Source organism: Pseudomonas sp. GW821-FHT09H03 (assembly GCF_059415945.1).
Map to the genome: position 1 here is coordinate 171,491 of NZ_JBWKOF010000004.1, position 21,580 is coordinate 193,070.

Genomic DNA, 21,580 nt, shown 5'->3' on the forward strand with positions numbered 1-21,580 from the left:
TAAATGGGAAGAATGAAGGTATTACGCCATCATTCAATAAGTAAGCATCGCCATTTTGGGCTCAGGGAGCGCTGATGAGTTTTCCTCCATTGACCGACTCCCTGCGACAAACGAACTCCAGCGAAGTTATTTCCTCTCAACCCAATGTAAACCCGGATTCTGTCGGCATGGCCTACGCGGGCAACAGCGGCATGATCGAACAATTGCTGGACTCGGCGCGAAACTGGGTCCCTACCACCGCGTGGGCGGTTTACCGCGCGGGTGAGCTAATGAACCTTGTGGGGCAGGGCGACCCGGGTTTGCCGTGGCCGTCAAGCGTTGCCAATGAAGAGTTCGACGCCTTTTGCCAGAGCCGGTGCTTGCACCGCTGGCCAACCGGCAAGGGCGAAAGTGAGCTCGGTTGGCTACTTGCTCCACTCAAGGATGCTGCAGATCCGGCGCTCGCCGAGTTTTCCCGGCAGTTGGGCATTGAAGTCCAGACCAATACCCTTGCCCGTGCGCAGATCACTCAGCGTGTGTTGTACGAAATTACCTATCTGGCCAGCTCGACCCGCGACCGATCGGTGTTCCTGGTGGGGGTTCACCAGTTGCTCGCCAGCCTGATCGATGCCGAGAACTTCTATCTCGCGCTGTACGACCCCCACACCGGCAAGATTGATTACCCGTACTACGTCGACATCATCGACGTTGATGCCGTTGAGTCCCAGCACTATGAATTCCTTGACCCTTCGCACCTGTCATTGACCGGGCAGGTGTTGACCTCTGGCCAGCCGTTGCTCATCGACTCCGCCGGGATTCTCGAGGCTCAGGCCCAGCAGCGCTTCTACTGCGTGGGTGATCGTCCCGAATTCTGGATGGGCGCACCGTTGAAAAACGCCTCCGATGAGGTGTTTGGCATGTTGGCCATGCAGGTCTACGACGTTTCGCGTACCTACAGTGCCGAAGACCGCGCGCTGTTCCTGGTGGTGGCTCGCCACGTGGCCATGGCGCTGGACCGGATTCTGCACCGCGAAGACCTGGAAGCGACAGTGGTACGTCGCACCCTGGAGCTTTCGGCACTCAACTATGCATTGAGGCAGGAAGTGACAGACCGCGAGCGCGCCGAGCATCTGCAGAGCGCGCTGTTCCAGATTGCTGAACTGTCCAGCCAGCCCGGCGACATGGCCGAGCTGTTTCAAACCTTGCATGGCATCGTTGGTGAGCTGCTGTTCGCGCGCAACTTCTATATCGCACTGTTCGATGACGCGAGCGGTGAAGTGACCTTCCCCTATTATGTCGATGAGCGGCAGACGACATGTCCTGCGGCACGGCGTGGCCGCCGGGGGTTGACCGAGTACGTTATCCGTCAGCGGCGTCCCTGCCTGATTGATAGCGCAAAAGCAGAGCGATTGTCAGCAGACAGTGAAATCGAACTGGCCGATGAGTATGTCCGGTCCAATTCCTGGCTGGGCATTCCATTGTTTGATGGCGATGTGGTGCGGGGGGTGCTGGCGGTGCAAAGCTATACCTCGCAGGTGCGTTATACCCTGCGCGACCAGGAGCTGCTGACGTTCGTGTCCCGGCACATTGACACGGCGCTGTCGCGTCGCACCGCCGCCGAAGCGATTCATGCCGCCAACCTAAAGCTCGAAGCCCGGGTGCAGAGCCGCACCCGCGAACTCGATCACGCCAATGCCAAGTTGCAGCACGAAAACTCCCACGATGCGCTGACCGGGCTGCCCAATCGTACTTACCTGCAACAGCGCCTCAATCACGCCTGGTCTCGATTCGGCAGCGAAGGCGGGCACCTGGCGGTGATGTTCATCGACCTCGACCGTTTCAAGATGGTCAACGACAGCCTTGGTCACCATTTTGGCGACCTGCTGCTGATGCAGGCCGCCCACCGTTTACGCGGTTGCTTGCGCGATACCGACATGCTGGCGCGTCTTGGCGGCGATGAGTTTTCGGTGCTCGCTCCCGAAGCGCCGCTGGAGGTGATGATCGAAATCGCCGAGCGGATCCTGGTGGCGTTCGACCTGCCGTTTTTCATCAATGGCTACGAAGTTTTTTCCTCGTGCAGTATCGGTATCGTCAGCGCCGACACACAGTTTCATCAGGAACCGGCCGACTTGCTGCGCGATGCCGACGCGGCCATGTACCGGGTCAAGAGTGCCGGACGCGACAGCTATGCGGTGTTCAACCAGGAGGTGCGCCGGGAAGTCTCGGATCAGGTCGAGCGGGAAGGGGCCTTGCGCAACGCGCTCAAGCGTACGGACGAACTGCTGCCGTATTTCCAGCCGATTGTCAGCGTCGAAACCGGCGAAGTATTGGCCCTGGAGGCACTGATCCGCTGGCATCAGCCGGGTGGCCGGGTAATAGCGCCGGGCGAGTTTTTGCCGGATGTCGAGGGCTTGCGCCTGATCGGTCGACTGGACCTGTACATGCTTGCCAGCATTGCCGCAATTCTCGCTCGACCCGAGCACGCCAACTGGCCGCCTGTGCACGTCAACTGCTCCAGCTACAGCATGACCCGTCCGGATTTCGCCGGTGATGTGCTTTCACTCCTGGCCCAGCACGGGGTCGAGCCGTCGCGGATTTGCCTGGAATTGACCGAAGGTGCGCTGGTGGCGGAGCCGGCCATTGCCCGATTGACCATGCAGCAATTGGCTGACAACGGCATGTCGGTGGTACTCGATGACTTCGGTACCGGGTTTTCATCCCTGAGCTATGTGCATCAGTACCGTTTCAACGGTCTCAAGATCGACAAGTCATTCATCTTCGAACTGACCAGCAGTTCGCGCAGTCGCGCGATCGTCCGGGCGATTGTGCGCATGGCCCAATCCCTGGACCTCAGCGTGGTGGCCGAAGGTGTCGAGGATGAAGCAACCCTGGTATTGCTGCGTGAAATGGGCGCAGAGCAGGCCCAGGGTTATTATTTTGCCAAGCCGATGGGACTGGAGGCTTTGTTGGCGACGACGCTGGACGTCACCAGGCAGCGTTGAGTTTTCGGAAAATATCGACACGCTGCGCTTGAACCGGGCTTTACTGGAATAAAGTGTGCCTATCAGGTCGAACCCCTTGCCCATGTCCCGGTTCTTCCCCGCCATATTGCTCGCACTGCTGCTCGCCGGTTGTGCCACTGCGCGCTTGCCTCACGACTATAGCGAGGCGCTTCCCGCCACCGATTCGTCGTTCGGGCGCTCGATCCAGGCCCAGGCCGCGCCGCATGAGGGGCGGTCGGGTTTTCGCCTGTTGCCCAACAGCAGTGAAGCGTTCCGCGCGCGCGCCGAGTTGATCCGCAATGCGCAGAAAAGCATCGATCTGCAGTACTACATCGTACATAACGGCCTCAGTACCCGGGCACTGGTGCGTGAGTTGCTGCTGGCGGCCGATCGCGGTGTAAGGATCCGCATGCTGCTCGATGACACGGCCAGCGACGGTCAGGAAGAGGTCATCGCGACGCTGGCCGTGCACCCCAACATCCAGGTGCGTGTCTTCAACCCTTTGCATCTGGGGCGCAGCACCATCGCGACCCGAACCATGGGCCGTCTGCTGAACCTCTCCCAGCAGCACCGGCGCATGCACAACAAGCTGTGGCTGGCGGACAACAGCGCAGCCATCATTGGCGGTCGCAACCTGGGAGACGAATACTTCGACGCCAAGCCCGATCGCAACTTCACCGACATGGACCTGCTGTGCATAGGTCCGGTCGCGCAGCAGTTGGGCCACAGCTTCGATCAGTACTGGAACAGCGCCCTGAGCCAGCAGATCAGTGATTTCGTGCTCAACAAGCCAACCGCCGATGACTTGCAACAGAGCCGCCAGCGCCTGGAGCAATCGCTGCAGTCCACGCGTATCGAGAACCAGGCTCTGTATAACCATCTCATGACCTACCGCACAAAACCCCAGCTCGAGAAGTGGCGCAAGGAATTGATCTGGGCCCACGGCAAGGCGATGTGGGATGCCCCTAGCAAGGTACTGGCCGACGGCGAACCGGCCCGTGCGCTGTTGATGGCTACGCAGCTGCGACCGGAGCTTGATCGCGTCAACAAGGACCTGATCCTGATCTCGGCCTATTTCGTCCCGCAACAGCAGGGTTTGCGTTACCTCACCGGTCGTGCCGATGCCGGCGTCGATGTGCGCCTGTTGACCAACTCGCTGGAAGCCACCGATGTTCCGGCGGTGCATGGTGGCTATGCGCCGTATCGCAAGACCTTGCTCGAACATGGCGTGAAGCTCTATGAGTTGCGCCTGCAGCCGGACGACCCCAGCGGAGGTTCTTCCCGTGGCTTCAGTGGTGGTTCAGACTCCAGCCTGCACACCAAGGCCATGATCCTGGACAAGCAGAAGGTGTTTATCGGCTCCTTCAATTTCGACCCGCGTTCGGTACTGTGGAACACCGAAGTCGGCGTGCTGGTCGACAGCCCTGAACTGGCCGGCTACATGCGCGATCTGGCGCTGGAAGGCATGGACCCGTCCGTGAGTTACCAGGCTCGCCTGGAAAACGGCGAAATCGTCTGGATCGCCGAAGACGATGGGCGCCTGCATACCTTGCACAAGGAGCCCGGCGGCAAATGGCGCAGCTTCAAGGCCTGGCTCAGCGACAAGGTCGGCCTGGAGAAAATGCTCTAGATCCAGGCCTGTGCCTGCAGATCATCGGGCAGTCAGCCAGCACAACGGCCCCCGACCTTGCCGGCCTTGTGGGGAGGCCTACATCGTCTATCGTTAAAGCTCACCCCCAGGATGATCGTTTTGGGTTTCGTGCGATTGAACGGGGACATCGAGTGATTGAGTACACTTGAACAGGAGTAAATCATGATGCGCAGCCTTTACATGACTGCACTGGCGACACTGGCCATCACGGCTGGGGTGTACGGGGTATCGCTGCCGGCCTACGCGACCGACCAGGCCGATCAACGGCAGGAATCGCGCGATACCAAGCAGGAAGGGCGCGATGCCGCCAGGGAGGTCAAGGAAGAATGCAAAGAGGGTGATGAAAAGAGCCGAAACGACTGCCGCCAGGACAAGCGCGACACCAAGCAGGACAACCGCGATACGGCTCGGGATATCAAATACTGACAGTCAGTGATCCCCGGTTGCACCTGGCTGCCGGGGCTCAAGCGCTAGCGATGATTGCCAACGGCTTGCTGCCATCCGGACTCTTGCCCAGGGAGAGAAGAGTCCGGATGCGGTCCGCAAGTGACCTCTGGATCATGCATCTCAGGGCAGGGCATACACCCGGAACAGTCTTCTGAGCGGCTCGCTGATTCCTCCCAGATACTTGTCGTAGCCTTGCTCGACGGCGCCGAGGCGATAAGCCTCGCTCAGTGCCGTATCGACCAGCAGGCGAAAGTCTTCGTCATTGCGATCGACGATCATGGCCACCGGCGAGTACTCGAAGATGCGGTCCAGGACCATCAGGTCATCGTTGGTGCCGCCTTTGGCCACCTGGTTCTTCAGCAGTATGCGTTCGGCGAAGAAGGCATCGGCCTTGTGCTCGGCCACCAGCCTTGCACCTTCTTCAACACTGGGCACAGTCACCAGTGAAGCGATGACGTTGAGCAAGCGCATGTGAACGCGAATCCAGTCTTCGGTCACACCACCCTCGATGGAACTGAAGGTCTTGTTGGCCAGCCCGCGATTGACCGTAGCCCGCCAGGTCGGACCGCTGTAGGCCACCTGCCCGTTGAGCACGTTGAGCAACGGTTCGGCGGCGTCCTTGCGCACCAGGACCGAAAGCCCGGCGGTGTACACCGGGATCGAGTAACTGACCGACTTGCGTCGCTCAAGGGTAGGCGCGGTCGGCGTGCAGAGTATGTCGACCTTGCCCAGTTTAACTGCGCTGGTCTCGTCGGCCACCGTGACGGGCAGGTAGTGCACCTGCAGGTCGGGCAGGTCCAGTTCACTCTTGAGTTTGTCGGCGATCTTCAGGCACAGGTCGATGGCATAACCGCTGGCCTTGTCGCCGTCCTGGACACTGAACGGCGCCAGGTCCGGCACGTAGCCAAGGTTAAAGGTATTGCTGGTGCGTATGCGCTCCAGGGTGTTGGCGCCGGCCACCATCGGTAGCGCGGCGAACATCAGGGTTAGCAACAAGCGGGTGGTTTTTGCAAAAGGTGCGTTCATGTCCTGTTTCCCCGTTTACAGATGTCTGTGCAGTCCCGTCTGGCATGCCTAAACATTGCCGGTCCTGGCTTGGCTAGCGTCTGGTGCGTCAACGAAACGCTTGGCGAGGAAGCCATAGAGCAGGTAGCCGAAGGCGAGCACCAGGGTGCCCCCCATCACCGCATCCTTGCCGCAGGCATACAGGGCGTACAGCGAGTAAGTTACCGCAATCAGCAACACCACCACGTTGCGCGTGTACACCCCGGGCGCGACGCCAGCCTTGTGCATGATCACCAGCAAGCCGGTGAGCGCAGTCAGGTAAGGAATGAGGTTGGTCACGGCCGCCAGGCTCACCAGCTTGCTGAATTGCGCCGCCGCGTCAGGCGAGATGGTCGACAGCGCCATGGCGGTCTGCAACACGCCACACACGATCATGCCGACCACGGGCGCGTTCATGGAGTTGACCTTGCTGAACAGCTTGAGGAACAGGTTCTGGTCAGCGGTCATCTTGGCGGTCTGGGCCAGGGTGAACTGCCAGCCCAGCAACGAGCCGACACAGGCCATGACCGCCAGGGCCATCACGATGTTGCCCACCATGGGGCTGAATATCTTGGCGTAGACCAGCGCAAAAGGCGCCGAGGAGTTGGCCAGTTCTTCGTTGGGGATGATGCCCTGGATGACGGTGGTAGACAGGACGTACACCACCGCCGCACCCAGGGTACCGAACAGGCACGCCAGCGGCACGTTGCGTTTTGGGTTTTCCACGGCATCGGTCGCCTGTGCCGCCGACTCCATGCCCAGGAAGGCCCAAAGGGTCAGGGGGATGGCCTTGGAGATGGCTTCGGAGATTGGCAGGCTGTTCGGGTTCCAGGCGGCAGCCAGGACACTGGAGTCAAACCAGAACCAGCCGATGATGCTCAGGCCCGCTACCGGAATGATCACGCCCCACACCGTGAAAGCGCCAATCTTGCCGGTGATGTTGGGACCACCGAAGTTGGCAAAGGTGGTCACCCAGATCAAACCTATTGTGCCAATGCACAGCGGGATGGCGCCGGTGCCCAACCAGGGTACGAACGCGGTCATGTAGCCCACCGCCGAGATGGCCACGGCCACGTTGGCGATGGCCAGCGAGAGAAAGTACAGGTACGAACAGAGGAAGAACCCCGACTTGGCATGAGCTTCTTCCGTGTAGGCAGACAAGCCACCGGAACGCGAACAGAACACGCCGCATTGAGCGAAGCAGTAGGCAATCGCCATGGAGCCGATTGCCGTGAAAATCCACGACAACAGCGAAACCGCACCCAGTTGCGCCATGTTTGTGGGCAACATGATGATGCCTGAGCCCATCATGTTGACCGTTACCAGCGTCGTGAGCCCCATCAGACCCATTTTCTTGCTTGAATCTGCCATCGCAAACTCCTTGCCCTGTTCAGGTTATTGGCCCTCGGCCTGGCGCGTTGCTACTGATCGCCAGGCCGGGGCTAGCCTTGATGCTTGTTCAGATAGACGTTGTACGTTGGCGGCTACTGGTTTTTTGCCTTCCATCTCGACGCCGTGGTTGAAGCGCATGAATCCGGAACAACGATTCTCCTTTGGGCAGGCTAAGGGTCAGGTCTTGAGTACGTATCCGTAGGCACGAATCCGTCCTCCTTGCTCTTTGAGGTACACGCCTTGAAGTTCCGGGGTAAATCCGGGCAAGGCGTTGATGCCTTCTTCCAGTGCCAGGAAATACTTGAGCACCGCGCCACCCCAGATTTCCCCCGGCACCACGCACAAAACGCCGGGCGGATAAGGCAGCGCCCCTTCGGCGGCGATGCGGCCGTCGGCATCGGCCAGCGCCACCAGCTCGACATTGCCGCGGATAAATTCGATCTGTGCTTGCTGCGGGTTCATGGCTTTTTTCGGGAAGTGTTCCTTGCGGAACATGTCCTTCTGCAATTGCTGCACGTTATGGCTGCGGTAGAGGTCGTGCATTTCCTGGCAGAGCTGGCGGATGGTGTAGTCGCGGTAGCGATCCTCGTAGCGCGCATAGATGGCCGGCAACACACGGCTCATGGGGGCGTTGTCGCTGAGGAACTGTTCGAAACGGGCCAGTTGCGCGGCCAGATGGCTCATCTTTGCCCAGTCTTCGGCTGGCGTGAGCAGGAACAGAATCGAATTGAGGTCGCACTTCTCGGGGACTATGCCGTTCTGGCGCAGGAAGTTGGCCAGGATGCCGGCGTGGATGCCGAAGTCGGTGTAGCTGCCATCGATCGGGTCGATGCCGGGGGTGGTAAACAGCAGCTTGCAGGGGTCGATGAAGTATTGCTTGTCGGCATAGCCTGCAAAGGCATGCCAGCGATCCTTGGGGTGGAACTCGAAGAAGCGGATATCGCTGGCGATATCATCGGTCGGGTGGTCCTGCCATAGACGCCCGTCGATGGTTTCCGGCACGAATGGGCGGACCAGGGTGCAGGCTTCGAGAATCAACTTGCGCGCGTTGATGCCGAACTTCACGCAATCTTCCCACAGACGCAAACCACTGCGTCCGGCATGGATGCGTGCATTGACGTCCAGTGAAGCGAACAGCGGATAGAACGGGCTGGTGGAGGCCTGGGCCATGAAGGCGTTGTTCAGCCGTGCGTGATTGCAGTAGCGAGACTGGCCCTTGATGTGGCGATCTTTCTTGTGGACCTGTGAGGCCTGGGAGAAGCCGGCCTGTTGTTTGTGTACCGATTGGGTGACGAAAATTCCGGGATCGTCCGGGCCCAGGTCAAGCAGCATGGGCGAGCAATCCTTCATCATCGGGATGAACTGCTCATAGCCCACCCACGCCGAGTCGAACAGGATGTAGTCACACAGCTTGCCGATGCGGTCCACCACCTGGCGCGCGTTGTAGATCGTGCCGTCATAGGTGCCCAGCTGGATGATGGCCAGGCGGAATGGGCGTGGCAGCTGCGCCTTGTCCGGGGCGACCTCATTGATCAGGTCGCGCAAATAGTCCTCTTCAAAGCAGTGGGCATCGATGCCGCCAATGAACCCGTAGGGGTTGCGCGCGGTTTCCAGATAAACCGGCGTCGCTCCGGCCTGGATCAGTGCGCCCTGGTGGTTGGATTTGTGGTTGTTGCGGTCGAACAGCACAAGGTCGCCAGGGGTCAGCAGGGCGTTGGTCACCACCTTGTTCGAAGCCGATGTCCCATTGAGCACGAAATAGGTCTTGTCGGCATTGAACACCTGGGCGGCATGTTTTTGCGCCAGCAGGGCAGGGCCTTCGTGGATCAGCAAGTCACCGAGTTTGACGTCGGCATTGCACATGTCGGCGCGGAACAGGGTTTCGCCGAAGAAATCGAAAAACTGGCGGCCGGCGGGGTGCTTGCGAAAGAACTGGCCGCCTTGGTGGCCCGGGCAGGCGAAGGTCGCATTGGCGGCCTCGGTGTAGTGCTTGAGGGCATCGAAGAAGGGCGGTAGCAAACACTCTTCATATTGCCTGGCGGCGGTCTCGAGCTGGTTGCCGTAGTACTCGGCGTTATGTTCGTCGAGGTCGAACACGCCATTGACCAGCAGGATCACCTCATGCAGCCGTTTATAGACCTCCAGCGCACGGTTGCCACCATCTCTGGGTATCACCAGAAACAGCGGGATATCGAAGCCTGTGCGTTTGATGGCATCCAGCACGCCCCCCATGACATCGTCCACTGTAAGCACCGCAGCGGCGACATTGGTAAAGTCAGTATGGTCCAGGGCAACGAGAGGGCGGGAAGTATGGAAACAGTCTCGAACGGTTTCACCGGCAGCGATTTTCAAAGCACTCATAACCAGAGTCTCTCCGTCTGTCTTGACGTTGAGTTACGGGGACAAGCGCCTGCAAGGGCGCTAGCTTCACAGTCAGAACTGATTGCCCTTTCGGTATAGTCCATTTTTGAGACGTTGAACTAATTGGTGAGGAATTTTTGTATTATCTTGAAACGATTCTGCAGTCGCTCGCCTTATCGCACTTTAAGTCCATGACCTTGGTTGATTACATCGGACCAGGGCAGTCTCAGATTGACCGCTGGTTTACGCGCGCCATCAGTTGCTCGGCAGTCTCTTTGCGCTCGGAGTAGCGATCTACCAGAAATTCCTGTCGGTCGCGCAGCAGCACGGTGAACTTCACCAGTTCTTCCATCACGTCGACCACACGGTCGTAGTACGCCGACGGCTTCATTCGCCCCGCGTCGTCGAACTCGGTGAAGGCCTTGGGTACCGAGGACTGGTTGGGGATGGTAAACATCCGCATCCAGCGTCCCAGCACACGAAGCTGGTTGACCACATTGAACGACTGCGAGCCGCCACAGACTTGCATCACTGCCAGTGTCTTGCCCTGAGTGGGGCGAACGGCGCCGAGCTCCAGCGGAATCCAGTCGATCTGCGCCTTGAACACCGCCGACATCGCGCCATGCCGTTCCGGCGAGCACCAGACCTGACCTTCTGACCACATGACCAGCTCGCGGAGCTCCTGCACCTTGGGATGGTCTATCGGAGCATCATCGGGCAATGGCAATCCGGACGGATTGAAGATGCGCGTCTGTGCACCAAAGTGCTGCAGCAGACGAGCAGCCTCTTCGACCAGCAGACGACTGAACGAACGCTCGCGAGTCGACCCGTACAGCAGCAGGATGCGCGGTTTTTGGTCATCGGGGTGTTGTGGGACCTGCGTGTCATCGAACAGCGTTGGATCAAGGTTGGGAAGGTGGTCTGACATATGTCCTCTTGCTCAAAGAGAGCCGATTCGATCCAGCTCACGCATCAGTTCGTCGCGGCTGAGGTTTTTGAAGGGCAGGGCGAGAAAGGCTATGCAGCGTTGCTCGATGTGCGCCAGTGTGGCGCGGAAGGCGGCGTCGACCAGCGCATCATCACCCGTCACGTCGGATGGATCCTCCAGCCCCCAATGGGATTTCAGCGCCGGGCCGAAATACACCGGGCAGGATTCGCCCGCTGCCTTGTCGCACACGGTAATGACGATATCCGGGGGATTGTCCTCGAAAGCGTCATTGCCCTTGCTGCTCAAGCCCTGGATGCTGATGCCGGCCTGCTTCAGGGTGGCAAGACTGCGCGGCAGCACCTGGCCTCTGGGAAAACTGCCGGAGCTGACCGCTTCGAATCCTTCGGGCGCCAGGTGATTGAACATGGCTTCTGAAAGGATGCTGCGGCAGCTATTGGCCGTGCACATGAACAGGACTCGCATGGGTTTCTCCTGCCGCTACGGGCGACATCAAAGGCTCAGGCGCAGTGCCAGGGCCGAGAGGGTGATCAACAGAACCGGAAGAGTCAGCAGGATGCCAACCTTGAAGTAGTAACCCCAGGTGATGCGCATGCCCTTGCGCTCCAGTACATGCAGCCAGAGCAGGGTGGCAAGGCTGCCAATGGGGGTGATCTTCGGGCCCAGGTCGCAACCGATGACGTTGGCGTAGATCATGGCCTCGCGGATCAGTCCTTCGGCGCCGCTGGCCTGGATAGACAGTGCTCCGATCAACACGCTGGGCATGTTGTTCATCACCGAAGACAGCAACGCGGACAGCAGTCCGGTACCCATGGCGGTAACCCACAGACCCTGTCCAGCGAGAAAGTCGAGCACCTGGGTGAGCAAGTCCGTCAGCCCGGCGTTCTTCAGGCCGTATACCACCAGGTACATGCCCAGGGAGAAGACCACGACCTGCCAGGGGGCTTCGCGCAACACCCGCCGCGTAGAGATCTTGTGCCCTCTGGCAGCCACCGCGAAAAGGGTTGCCGCACAGGCCGCCGCCACTGCGCTGATCGGAATGCCCAGTGGTTCCAGGGCGAAAAGGCCGACCAGCAGGACGAGCAACGTCCACCAGCCCACCACAAAAGTAGCGCGGTCGTGAATGGCCGCCGCAGGTTCCGGTAGTGCATCGACGCAATAGCGCGGGGGCAAATCTCGCCGGAAATACACAAACAGCACCAGCAAGGTAGCAACGACACTGGCCAGGTTTACCGGCACCATGACGGAGGCGTACTCGGCGAAACCCAGCCCGAAGTAATCGGCCGACACGATGTTCACCAGATTGGACACCACCAGCGGCAGGCTGGCGGTGTCGGCGATAAAGCCAGCGGCCATCACAAAGGCCAAAGTTGCCGCGGGCGAGAATCGCAGGGCCAGCAACATGGACATGACGATGGGCGTGAGAATCAGCGCCGCGCCGTCGTTGGCAAACAACGCCGATACAGCGGCGCCCAGCAGCACGCAAAACGCAAACAATCGGTAGCCGCTGCCATTGGCCCAGCGTGCCACGTGCAGGGCGGCCCATTTGAAGAAGCCGGCTTCATCCAGTAACAGACTGATTATGATAACGGCGATAAAAGTGGCGGTTGCGTTCCAGACAATGGCCCACACAGCGGGAATGTCCTGCAGCGACACCGCACCGACCGCCAGGGCGATGATCGCGCCGATTGTTGCACTCCAGCCTACGCCGAGGCCTTTGGGTTGCCAGATGACCAGAATCAGGGTGAAGACGAAGACTGCAGCAGCGACCAGCATCGAAAGTGCTCTCTATCAGGGATTCAGCAGCAGGCAACATCGCGGACAGGGCGTCCATCCATGTTCTGCAGGCGGGAGGCATCGTTTTTCAGCCATTCGGTATTGGCCTGCAACGTCATCTGAAGGATTTCGTGTACCCAGGCCGGCAAGCCCGGATTGAGCCGGTAGTAAACCCACTGCCCCTGACGACGATCGAGCAGCAAACCGATGCTGCGTAACTGGGCGAGATGACGGCTGATCTTCGGCTGGCTGTCATCGAGGGCACACATCAGCTCGCAGACACAAAGCTCGCCTTGACCTGCAATCAGCAAGGTGGCGCGGGCACGGGTCTCGTCGGCCAGGCTCTTGAAAACTTCGGGTGGGGTCATCATGGGGTGAGTCTTTCACATATGGATAACCTAATATACGGATATCCATATATCTAAGGCAAGCCGCAAAGCGAGCTTCCAACCCAATGCGGCGCCTCGGCAACGCCTGCAAAGCATCGCGGCGACCGAGCGTGGAAGGCGTATCCGGGGTTGCCAGCCTACGCCTGTCAACTCGAACTCGATCGCCTATGGATTTCAGTTCTTCTTCTTTAGTAGTTTGCCCAGGTAGTACTTGAGGCTGAAACGGTCTTTGGGCCGTGGCTTGTAGTGGGTCTTGTTTCTTTGGGTCGGATCGATCGCCATGGTTCCTGCGGTGTAGTAATACAGCGCGATGGACCTGCGGGTGATGTGCTCGGGGGTCGTCAAAGGCTCCGGGTGCCCATGATTGCTATCTTTATCGGTATTGAAAATGACGCAGCGGTTGAAAATCGGCAGGATCTTCTTGACGCAGTTCTTCATGCCGATATCCCAGATCTCCAGGTTGCCGCCATATTCCTCTTGCCAGTTTTCATTCAGATAAATGATGACATTCAGTCTGCGCTCGACATTAAGCTTCTTGTTGAGCCGGAAGTCCGAGTGCACCCCCAGAAAACCACCACTTTTGGTTTCATGCAGACCGCCACCGGTGAAATAGGGGTCAGGTATCAAACCTTCGATGCCGGTGAGCTTTTCAAGAAACTGCAGCATCGGCGCCGAGTTGAATGCGTTAAAAACAGTTTTCAGAAAAGGCGGACATTCGTTGGGGCTGATTTGACGTTTAAGCTGACCCTTATAGCCGCGCTCATAGAGCATTTCGTTGTTTGTTGGCTCGGCCGGGAAGTGTGAGCAGATCGCTGCAATCAGCTCTTCGTGCAAGAAGTTATCGATGACGATGTGCGGAAATGGCTCGGCCTGGACATAGTGACTGGTCAAGGAGTGCCCAAAGTCGCTGGCCGCGTTCTGGTCGAAATCAAGCTCCGCAGACAAGGTGATAGGTAGTGCTTGAGTGATGGGTGCCATTACCGCTCCAATAACTTAATGTAAAAACCTGTGGATGCCTCGCAGCAGGGCTGGCAGCACGGCTCGTGCATGCCTGCTCAGCTTAAGCCTTGCCGGCATCCTTGTTCAGGCGTTTAAGAATGTTGTTGTACATTTTGGTTCGTCTGTGGGTGGTCTCATAGCCGCCCGTCGCTGCGACAGTTCCGGCCTGGATATGATCGAGATAGCTGAATATTTTACGTGGCGATAACATCTCGACAACATAGCCAAGCTCGGTCATGCGGTCCTGGAGGGTATAGCCGGGAACACGATCATCCATCGAGAAATGCATGCCGTGTTGCTTGATGAGCTTGCAGTTCCACAGTGTGCAGAAGCTCTTCAGATAGACTTCTTTATAGGGCTTTGGCTCTCTGGATTTTAGCCCCATGGAAATTTTCAAACGCCTGAAGTGATGCTTGAACAAACGTGAGCTAAACCGCCAGAATGTTCGCACGGTTCCACGATTTAGTTGTTCGACACAGCCGACGGCTACGACGTTGCAGTTCTTGGTGCACTTGTTCAACATCAGCGAAAAGATATTTTTATCAAAAACAAATGTGTCCGTGTGCATCAAAAATAAATAATCAGTTTCAACTCGCTGCAGCACCATGTCCAGTGCCTTGCCATGGGCGATATGACCTGCCTCCGGTTCGGAAACAGAACGCTCTATCAAATTGATCCAGTCGAGTGTCCGCAGGTATTCAGTGCTTTCATCGGCGGAGTAGTTATCCACTACCCATATCGGCACGTTGTCGCTGGACAGATGCTGGTGCAACAGATCCAGGCAGATTTTGGTGATTTCCGCTGTTTTGTAATTAACTATTACAACGCTGAAAGTTTCAGGGCTTTTAGTCGCAAAACTGGTGTTGTTCATCGTTCAGGGCCCTCAGTAATATTATAGTTAGATGTAGAAATGACTGATCCTGTGTCCAGTTTTCGTTTGTATGAATCCATGGGTTTCTTGACAACTATAAAGCCCTGTTTGCAGTTTGCCTCTCATACACTGAATGGCCATGGCTTAGACAGGCCTGATGGCAAGCAATAGACGCGGACTTCATCGTATTAGAGTCCACCCGTCAGGTAAATATCCATGAAGTAATTTTTTCATTTTCAGGCTGATCAGGCAGCGGTGCGGTTGCATGAGATTCAGTTCTGAAGTACGAACCCATCGCAGGAAGAGCCTGCCATTAGCCGATTGCTGCCTGCTGCACAGCGCGCCTTCTTCTGATTTTCCCTGATTGGCTCGGCCGCCTGGCCAATCCTGAAAATGCAACGTTGTGCTTGTCAGTGGCTATCGAGTGGCGCACTCAGGCCTGGCAACGACTGTCTTAAAAGTGAAATAAATAGTCGCTCAGAAATATTACTGAAATATTTCATTCTTATGATCCAGAGAGGTTTTCTAAAGGGTCACCCGTCCATGCGTCGAGCCGTGTTCAATCTGAAAGGGGGTGTTGGCAAGTCAAGCATCGCCTGCAATCTCGCTGCCGTGAGTGCTGCCGAAGGCTACAGGACGCTACTGGTGGATCTCGATCCCCAGGCCAACTCGACCTGCTACCTGACAGGGCTGGCCGGTGATGACATTCCCATGGGGATCGTCGATTTCTTCAAACAAACCCTCTCCAGCGGCCCGGCCAGTAAAAGGAACCGCGTGGCCATCACCCAAACCCGCTACGACAATCTGCAACTGGTCACGGCTCACCGCGAGCTGGCTGACCTGCAGACCAGGCTCGAGTCCCGGTTCAAGATCAATAAGCTTCGTCGTTTGCTGGTAGAACTTTCCGAGGATTACGAACGCATTTACATCGATACGCCGCCGTGCCTGAATTTTTATACGATCAGTGCGCTGATCGCCGCCGAGCGGGTATTGATTCCTTTCGATTGCGACAGCTTTTCCCGGCAGGCGCTCTACAAGGTCATCGCGCAAGTGGCCGAGCTACAGGCCGACCACAATGAGTCCCTGGTTGTGGAGGGCGTGGTGGTCAATCAATTTGTGGCGCGTGCCAACTTGCACCAGATGCTGATCAACGAGTTGGTGGCCGAAGGCTTGCCAGTGTTGCCGGATTATTTGAGCAGCACCGTCAAAATGCGTGAATCCCATGAAACCTCGGTGCCGATGATCCATCTGGCACCACGTCATAAGCTTACGCTGCAATACGTGAGCCTGTTTTCAGCGCTGGAAGGGGCCAGTCATTAGCCGGGCTCAATGTAATTTCTGCCGGTTTGACGCCGGCTATGCAGTTCAGGAAAACAACAGCTAAACTTTCCTGCGCTGGGGTGGAATGTCGCCTTGGGATGTCAATGTCTGGCAAGGGAGCCACCCGCCATGAGTGTCGAACAGAGTCATTACAGTGCGCCGACCCTGCTGGTGGTCGATGACACGCCCGATAACCTGATGCTGATGACTGATCTGCTCAAGGATCACTATCGGGTCAAGGCCGCCAATAGCGGAGAAAAGGCCCTGCGAATACTGCAGGGCGACGCACTGCCGGACTTGATTCTGCTTGACGTGATGATGCCCGGTTTGTCCGGCCATGAAGTGGCAGAACAGATCAAGCGCGATCCACGAACCCGCGACATTCCTATCATCTTTCTGACAGCGCTGGCCGGAACCGAAGATGAGATCCATGGCCTGGAACTGGGGGCTGTCGACTACATCACCAAACCCATCAGGCCTGCGCTGGTTCTGGCGCGGGTCGACACCCAGCTCAAGCTCAAGGCTGCCAAAGACTTCCTGCGCGATCACAACGACTATCTGGAGCAGGAGGTCGAGCGTCGCACGCGCGAGGTGACGGCGATCCAGGACGTAGCCATTCAGGCGATGGCTTCCCTGGCGGAGACTCGCGATAACGAAACGGGCAACCATATCCGCCGGACCCAGCACTACATAAAGGTTCTGGCGCAATACCTGCTTGATCATCCACGATTCAGTCACTTTCTCAACGAGCAGACGATCGAGTCGCTATTCAAGTCGGCACCGCTGCACGATATTGGCAAGGTCGGCATTCCCGACCATATCCTCCTCAAGCCAGGTCGTTACACCGAGCAAGAGTTCGAGATCATGAAAACCCATACGACCCTGGGGCGTGACGCCATCCAGCTTGCCGAGGACCGGCTTGGTTTTCGCGCCGACTTTCTCAACCTGGCCAAGGAGATTGCCTACAGTCACCAGGAAAAATGGGACGGCAGCGGCTATCCCCAAGGGCTGGCTGGCGACGACATTCCCATCAGCGCCCGGTTGATGGCGGTAGCCGATGTCTATGACGCGCTGATCAGCCGACGGGTCTATAAAGCCGGGATGCCCCACGCGCAAGCCGTCGAGATTATTCGTCAGGGGCGTGGTACGCACTTCGATCCGGACGTCTGCGATGCCTTCCTGTCCTGTGTTGAACAGTTCCAGGCCATTGCCGTGCGCTTCGCCGATACCGATCAGGACATGGCCGACAAGCTGGTTGCCCAGGAACGTCTCGGTCAGAAGCCCTGAACCCGCTCCTGCGAGCTCCCTTTGCCAGTGTTTTTTTCAGGTTTACGAGGATAGGTCATGGCTCGATTGCGCACCCTGCTTGAGCGCCTCGCGCTATTGCACAAACTGATCCTGGGGTTTTCGGCGCTGTTGGTGTTGGTGCTGGTGCTTGGCGCACAAAGCCTGCGGACCCAGCAATCGCTCAAGCAGGACATGCAAAACCTCTACCTGCAGGAACTGGTCGGCATGGAGCACGTGCAGGAAGCTCGGGTGCAATTGCCGCATATGATGCAAGCGCTGCAGCGTGCGGTAGGCACCGACAGCGCACAGTTGCGGGTCGAATCGCTGCAGCAGTTGGGGGAATTCCAGGACCGTCTGCAAAAGGCCTTGGCGCGCGCCAAAGTGACGCTCAGGCTCGCGGAGAACCTGGCGCGCCTGGCCGAGTTCGACCTGTTGCTTCAACGGTTGCAAAATTATGGCGAACAGGCGTCCCTGTTGATTAACCAGGGCAAGCAGACCCAGGCGCAGTCGCTGGTCAACAGCAACGAGTTCCAGCAGATTGCCCGGCAAGCCGACACCCTCCTGTACGCCATCGCCCAGATCAAGGAAGCCTCGATCCGTGACACGGCCAAGGATATTGCCGAATACGCCGAACGCAGTACCCGGCTGACCTACGTCCTGTTGTTCGGTGGCTTGTCTCTGGCGCTGCTGCTGTCCTGGCTGGTCAGCCAGTCGATTCGCAATCCGCTCAACCGGGTGCGGGTTGCGGTCGATCAGTTGGCCGCCGGACAACTCGATCAGCCGATTCCCCACACTGATCTGAACAATGAAACCGGCGACCTGGCGCGGGCCATCGCCAAATTGCAGACCGAGTCCCAACAACTGGAGCGTCAGCGCTGGATCAAGGCGCATACGGCCCAATTGCAGGTCGATCTGCAGCAGACCGAAACGCCCGCCGAACTGGCGCAGGTATTCCTGCAACACATGGCCGGCCTGCACGGAGTCTGCCAGGGGGTGCTGTACAGTGCCCAGGAAGACGGCGACCAGTTGCTGCTGATGGGACGCTATGCCACCGATGCCGAGCGACCACCGCAGGAGCAGATTCTCTTCGGCGATGGGCTGTTGGGACAGTGCGCGGTGGACCGTCAGCCGCGACAGTTTCAGGCGCCGCCCGAGTATTACCGGCGTCTGCACACACCGCTTGGCGAGACTGTGGCCAGTTGCATGCTGTTGCAACCGATCGTGCATGGTGCGCGGTTGCTTGGGGTACTGGAGCTTGCCGCACTGGCGCCGTTAGGCGAGCGCGAGATGCAGCTGTTGCATGAAGCCACCCCTCGCCTGGCTGCGGCCATGGCGATCATGGAGCGCAATCAGGCGGTGAAGTCGCTATTGGCAGAAACTCGTCGCCAGGCCAGTGAAGTCGCAGAACAGGCGTTGCAACTCAAGGAGCAGGCAAAGGTACTCGAGTCCCAGCAATCGGCGTTGCGTGCTACCGAGGCACAGCTGCGCGCAGTTCTCGACAGCAGCCCGGTGGCCATGGTGATCAGAGGTGCCGATGGCCGTCCGACCTACTGCAATCCGCAGTTCGAAAGCTTGTTCGGGGTCCGCTTCGCTGAACTTGAAGCGACGGACCCGGGGCAGTTCTGGGTTGACCCGCAGGCACACCAACGTTTCCTCGCCGCGGCAGCCCAGGGTACGGTGCTGAACTTCGAAGGCAGCCTGCAGTGCGCCGCCGGTGAACCCCTGGAAGTACTGGTTTCGGCGGTCACGCTCAAGCTGGGGGAGTTGGGCATCGGGGCCAACTGGTACTTTGACATCACCGAGCGCAAGACCGCCGAGGCCGAGGTGCAACGCGCACGCGAGGCGGCAGAAGAGGCGACTCGGGCCAAGAGCAACTTCCTGGCGACCATGAGCCACGAGATCCGCACACCGATGAATGCCATCATCGGCATGAGCCACTTGGCATTGCGCACCGATCTTGACCCGCGCCAGCGCAACTACATCGAAAAGGTCCATCGCTCGGCAGAGTATTTGTTGGTGATCATCAACGACATCCTCGATTTCTCAAGGATCGAGGCCGGCAAGCTGCATCTGGAGCACATTCCCTTTCACCTGGAGGACGTTCTTGAAGGCTTTGCCAGCATGATTGGCCTCAAAGCCGAGGACAAAGGCCTGGAATTGCTGTTCAGCATCGCTGCCAAACTGCCGACCGCGTTGATCGGCGACCCATTGCGCCTGGGCCAGGTGTTGGTCAACCTGGGCAACAATGCGACGAAATTCACCGAGCAGGGCGAGATCGTTCTCGGCGTAGAGCAGCGCGGCGGTGCAGGGGAGCAGGCGCAGTTACACTTCTGGGTGCGTGACAGCGGCATCGGCATGAGCAGCGAGCAATGCTCACGCCTGTTTCAGCCGTTCAGCCAGGCCGACAGCTCTACCACGCGCAAGTACGGCGGGACCGGGTTGGGCCTGGCCATCTCCCGACATCTGGTGGAGCTGATGGGCGGTAATATTTGGGTCGAGAGCGAGCCGGGTCAAGGCTCCGTTTTTCATTTCGAGGTGAGCCTGGGCGTGCAACGCGAAGGCCAGTTGCGGCGCATGGCGACCGCCGACGAATTGGTCGGCACCCGTGTGTTGGTGGTCGACGACAATGCCAGCGCCCGCGAGATTCTTTCCACCATGGCACGCAGTTTCGGCGTCCAGGTAGACGTCGCACACAGCGGAAAAGTGGCACTGAGCATGCTGCAGGAGGCCCAAACAAAGGCACGGCCCTATGATCTGGTGCTCATGGATTGGCGCATGCCGGGCATGGACGGTGTGGAGACGGTGCGGCAGATGCATGCAGCCAAAATGGTACAAACGCCTCAAGTGATCATGGTCACCGCGTTTGGTAACGAGGAGATGCGCTTAGAGGCCGACCGGCATGACATTCAATTGCCGATGGTGCTGACCAAGCCAGTCACTCCGTCGACTTTGCTTGAGTCGTTGTGCGCGATGCTCGGCAAGATCCCCCTCAGCGATACCCGGGCCAGCGCGCGGCTCGGCCAGAGCGCCAGCGTCATGGCCAGCCTGCGTGGCGCGCGACTGCTGCTGGTGGAGGACAATGACCTGAACCGGGAACTGGCGTGTGAACTGCTCGAGAGCGCCGGAATCGAGCTGTGTCTGGCCGTCCACGGAGCAGAGGCGCTCGAGCAACTGGAGCGAGACGCCGACTTCGACGGGGTGTTGATGGACTGCCAAATGCCGGTGATGGACGGCTACACCGCTACCGCCAGGATACGCGAGCAGCCACGCTGGGCGCAGCTGCCAGTGATCGCCATGACCGCCAATGCCATGGCCGGGGACCGCGAGCGGGCGCTAGCCTGCGGCATGAACGATCACATCTCCAAGCCGTTGAACATCGAAGACATGTTCGCCACTCTGGCCCGGTGGATACATCCGCGGGCGGGCCGTAGTGCACCCGCGACCGAAGTTTCACCGGTCACTGCAGTACCGACCACGGGCTTGCCCGGCAGCCTCCCTGGTATTGATCTGCAGGCGGGTCTTGCCACCTGCATGGGCAAAGTCGAACTGTACCTGCGCCTGCTGCGCAAGTTTCACGCCAGCCAGCAGGATTTCTCCACTGCGTTCCTCGCAGCCCAGGATGAAAGTGATCCTTCGGCAACGGCCAGACTGGCCCATACCTTGCGCGGTACAGCGGGCAACATCGGTGCCCTGGACGTGGCGCAGGCCGCAAGCGCCCTGGAGCAGGCGTGCCAGAGCGCAGCAGACGAGCAGGAACTGGCACAGCGACTGGAGCAAGTCGAACGCTGTCTGACACCGGTGCTGGAAGGATTGTCGGCGCTGAACGAACCGACCTCGTCTCTGGATTCATCTGCCACGCCACCTTTGGACAAAGAATGGCACACGCAATTGGCCCACGTCCGATACCTGCTGGCCGAGAGTGACACCGAGGTGCTGACTGCCTTGCACAAACTGCAGGGGCTGGCGTCAGGCCCTCGGGTGGTCGAGCAGTTGCATCGGGTTGTCCAGCAAGCCGAGAGCTTCGATTTCGATCAGGCACTGGAATTACTGGAAACGCTGTCCTGATCCTCCAGCCGGCGAAACAGGCATATAGCCGGGCTGATTGGCAAGACTGAT

15 protein-coding genes are annotated in these 21,580 nt (G+C 58.7%); 6 read left to right on the top strand and 9 right to left on the bottom strand.

Features of this window, described 5'->3' with window-relative positions; genetic code table 11:
- Nucleotides 1–74: 74 nt before the first annotated feature.
- The 3 genes from AC07OG_RS07425 (at nt 75) to AC07OG_RS07435 (ending at nt 5,058) form a co-directional block, all read left to right on the top strand.
- The gene (locus AC07OG_RS07425; RefSeq protein WP_495066610.1) at nt 75–2,981 is read left to right on the top strand and encodes a sensor domain-containing phosphodiesterase; all 2,907 of its coding nucleotides are present in this window, start codon (nt 75–77) and stop codon (nt 2,979–2,981) included.
- Between the two features lie 82 nt (nt 2,982–3,063).
- Nucleotides 3,064–4,611, top strand: a complete 1,548-nt coding sequence (locus tag AC07OG_RS07430) for a phospholipase D family protein (protein ID WP_495066714.1) — start codon at nt 3,064–3,066, stop codon at nt 4,609–4,611.
- 183 nt (nt 4,612–4,794) lie between these two features.
- Nucleotides 4,795–5,058, top strand: coding sequence for a hypothetical protein (locus AC07OG_RS07435; RefSeq protein ID WP_060542161.1), 264 nt, complete (start codon nt 4,795–4,797; stop codon nt 5,056–5,058).
- Nucleotides 5,059–5,199: 141 nt separating this feature from the next.
- Here AC07OG_RS07435 and AC07OG_RS07440 read toward each other — a convergent pair whose 3' ends face one another.
- From AC07OG_RS07440 to AC07OG_RS07480, 9 genes are all read right to left on the bottom strand, one after another.
- A complete protein-coding gene (locus AC07OG_RS07440) occupies nt 5,200–6,105 on the bottom strand; it encodes an amino acid ABC transporter substrate-binding protein (RefSeq protein WP_495066611.1) in 906 nt (301 codons plus the stop codon).
- A 48-nt stretch (nt 6,106–6,153) separates the two neighbouring features.
- Complete coding sequence (gene potE, locus AC07OG_RS07445; RefSeq protein ID WP_060542159.1) at nt 6,154–7,494, bottom strand: putrescine-ornithine antiporter; 1,341 nt, start codon at nt 7,492–7,494, stop codon at nt 6,154–6,156.
- 198 nt (nt 7,495–7,692) lie between these two features.
- Nucleotides 7,693–9,876, bottom strand: coding sequence for an ornithine decarboxylase SpeF (gene speF, locus AC07OG_RS07450; protein ID WP_495066612.1), 2,184 nt, complete (start codon nt 9,874–9,876; stop codon nt 7,693–7,695).
- Between the two features lie 226 nt (nt 9,877–10,102).
- The gene (arsH, locus tag AC07OG_RS07455) at nt 10,103–10,804 is read right to left on the bottom strand and encodes an arsenical resistance protein ArsH (protein WP_060542157.1); all 702 of its coding nucleotides are present in this window, start codon (nt 10,802–10,804) and stop codon (nt 10,103–10,105) included.
- Between the two features lie 12 nt (nt 10,805–10,816).
- On the bottom strand, nt 10,817–11,287 hold the full coding sequence (locus AC07OG_RS07460; protein ID WP_060542156.1) for an arsenate reductase ArsC: 471 nt from the start codon (nt 11,285–11,287) through the stop codon (nt 10,817–10,819).
- 27 nt (nt 11,288–11,314) lie between these two features.
- On the bottom strand, nt 11,315–12,598 hold the full coding sequence (locus AC07OG_RS07465) for an arsenic transporter (RefSeq protein WP_495066613.1): 1,284 nt from the start codon (nt 12,596–12,598) through the stop codon (nt 11,315–11,317).
- Nucleotides 12,599–12,621: 23 nt separating this feature from the next.
- Nucleotides 12,622–12,969: a metalloregulator ArsR/SmtB family transcription factor gene (locus tag AC07OG_RS07470; protein ID WP_060542154.1), complete on the bottom strand. Its 348-nt coding sequence runs from the start codon at nt 12,967–12,969 to the stop codon at nt 12,622–12,624.
- Between the two features lie 192 nt (nt 12,970–13,161).
- Nucleotides 13,162–13,965, bottom strand: coding sequence for a 2OG-Fe(II) oxygenase (locus AC07OG_RS07475; RefSeq protein ID WP_060542153.1), 804 nt, complete (start codon nt 13,963–13,965; stop codon nt 13,162–13,164).
- 82 nt (nt 13,966–14,047) lie between these two features.
- Nucleotides 14,048–14,857 carry a glycosyltransferase family 2 protein gene (locus AC07OG_RS07480; protein WP_495066614.1) on the bottom strand — a complete coding sequence of 270 codons (810 nt, stop codon included), beginning with the start codon at nt 14,855–14,857 and terminating at the stop codon, nt 14,048–14,050.
- Nucleotides 14,858–15,400: 543 nt separating this feature from the next.
- On the opposite strand from AC07OG_RS07480, the gene AC07OG_RS07485 reads away from it, so the two are divergent.
- The 3 genes from AC07OG_RS07485 (at nt 15,401) to AC07OG_RS07495 (ending at nt 21,529) form a co-directional block, all read left to right on the top strand.
- A complete protein-coding gene (locus AC07OG_RS07485; protein ID WP_495066615.1) occupies nt 15,401–16,177 on the top strand; it encodes a ParA family protein in 777 nt (258 codons plus the stop codon).
- Nucleotides 16,178–16,306: 129 nt separating this feature from the next.
- Complete coding sequence (locus AC07OG_RS07490) at nt 16,307–17,464, top strand: response regulator (RefSeq protein ID WP_495066616.1); 1,158 nt, start codon at nt 16,307–16,309, stop codon at nt 17,462–17,464.
- A gap of 57 nt (nt 17,465–17,521) precedes the next feature.
- Nucleotides 17,522–21,529: a response regulator gene (locus AC07OG_RS07495; RefSeq protein ID WP_495066617.1), complete on the top strand. Its 4,008-nt coding sequence runs from the start codon at nt 17,522–17,524 to the stop codon at nt 21,527–21,529.
- The last annotated feature ends 51 nt before the right edge of the window (nt 21,530–21,580 follow it).

Bases quoted from the DNA above. Each gene is read 5' to 3' on its own strand.
- AC07OG_RS07425 (WP_495066610.1), top strand. From the start codon at position 75: ATGAGTTTTCCTCCATTGACCGACTCCCTGCGACAAACGAACTCCAGC.
- AC07OG_RS07430 (WP_495066714.1), top strand. From the start codon at position 3,064: ATGTCCCGGTTCTTCCCCGCCATATTGCTCGCACTGCTGCTCGCCGGT.
- AC07OG_RS07435 (WP_060542161.1), top strand. From the start codon at position 4,795: ATGATGCGCAGCCTTTACATGACTGCACTGGCGACACTGGCCATCACG.
- AC07OG_RS07440 (WP_495066611.1), bottom strand. From the start codon at position 6,105: ATGAACGCACCTTTTGCAAAAACCACCCGCTTGTTGCTAACCCTGATG.
- potE (WP_060542159.1), bottom strand. From the start codon at position 7,494: ATGGCAGATTCAAGCAAGAAAATGGGTCTGATGGGGCTCACGACGCTG.
- speF (WP_495066612.1), bottom strand. From the start codon at position 9,876: ATGAGTGCTTTGAAAATCGCTGCCGGTGAAACCGTTCGAGACTGTTTC.
- arsH (WP_060542157.1), bottom strand. From the start codon at position 10,804: ATGTCAGACCACCTTCCCAACCTTGATCCAACGCTGTTCGATGACACG.
- AC07OG_RS07460 (WP_060542156.1), bottom strand. From the start codon at position 11,287: ATGCGAGTCCTGTTCATGTGCACGGCCAATAGCTGCCGCAGCATCCTT.
- AC07OG_RS07465 (WP_495066613.1), bottom strand. From the start codon at position 12,598: ATGCTGGTCGCTGCTGCAGTCTTCGTCTTCACCCTGATTCTGGTCATC.
- AC07OG_RS07470 (WP_060542154.1), bottom strand. From the start codon at position 12,969: ATGATGACCCCACCCGAAGTTTTCAAGAGCCTGGCCGACGAGACCCGT.
- AC07OG_RS07475 (WP_060542153.1), bottom strand. From the start codon at position 13,965: ATGGCACCCATCACTCAAGCACTACCTATCACCTTGTCTGCGGAGCTT.
- AC07OG_RS07480 (WP_495066614.1), bottom strand. From the start codon at position 14,857: ATGAACAACACCAGTTTTGCGACTAAAAGCCCTGAAACTTTCAGCGTT.
- AC07OG_RS07485 (WP_495066615.1), top strand. From the start codon at position 15,401: ATGCGTCGAGCCGTGTTCAATCTGAAAGGGGGTGTTGGCAAGTCAAGC.
- AC07OG_RS07490 (WP_495066616.1), top strand. From the start codon at position 16,307: ATGAGTGTCGAACAGAGTCATTACAGTGCGCCGACCCTGCTGGTGGTC.
- AC07OG_RS07495 (WP_495066617.1), top strand. From the start codon at position 17,522: ATGGCTCGATTGCGCACCCTGCTTGAGCGCCTCGCGCTATTGCACAAA.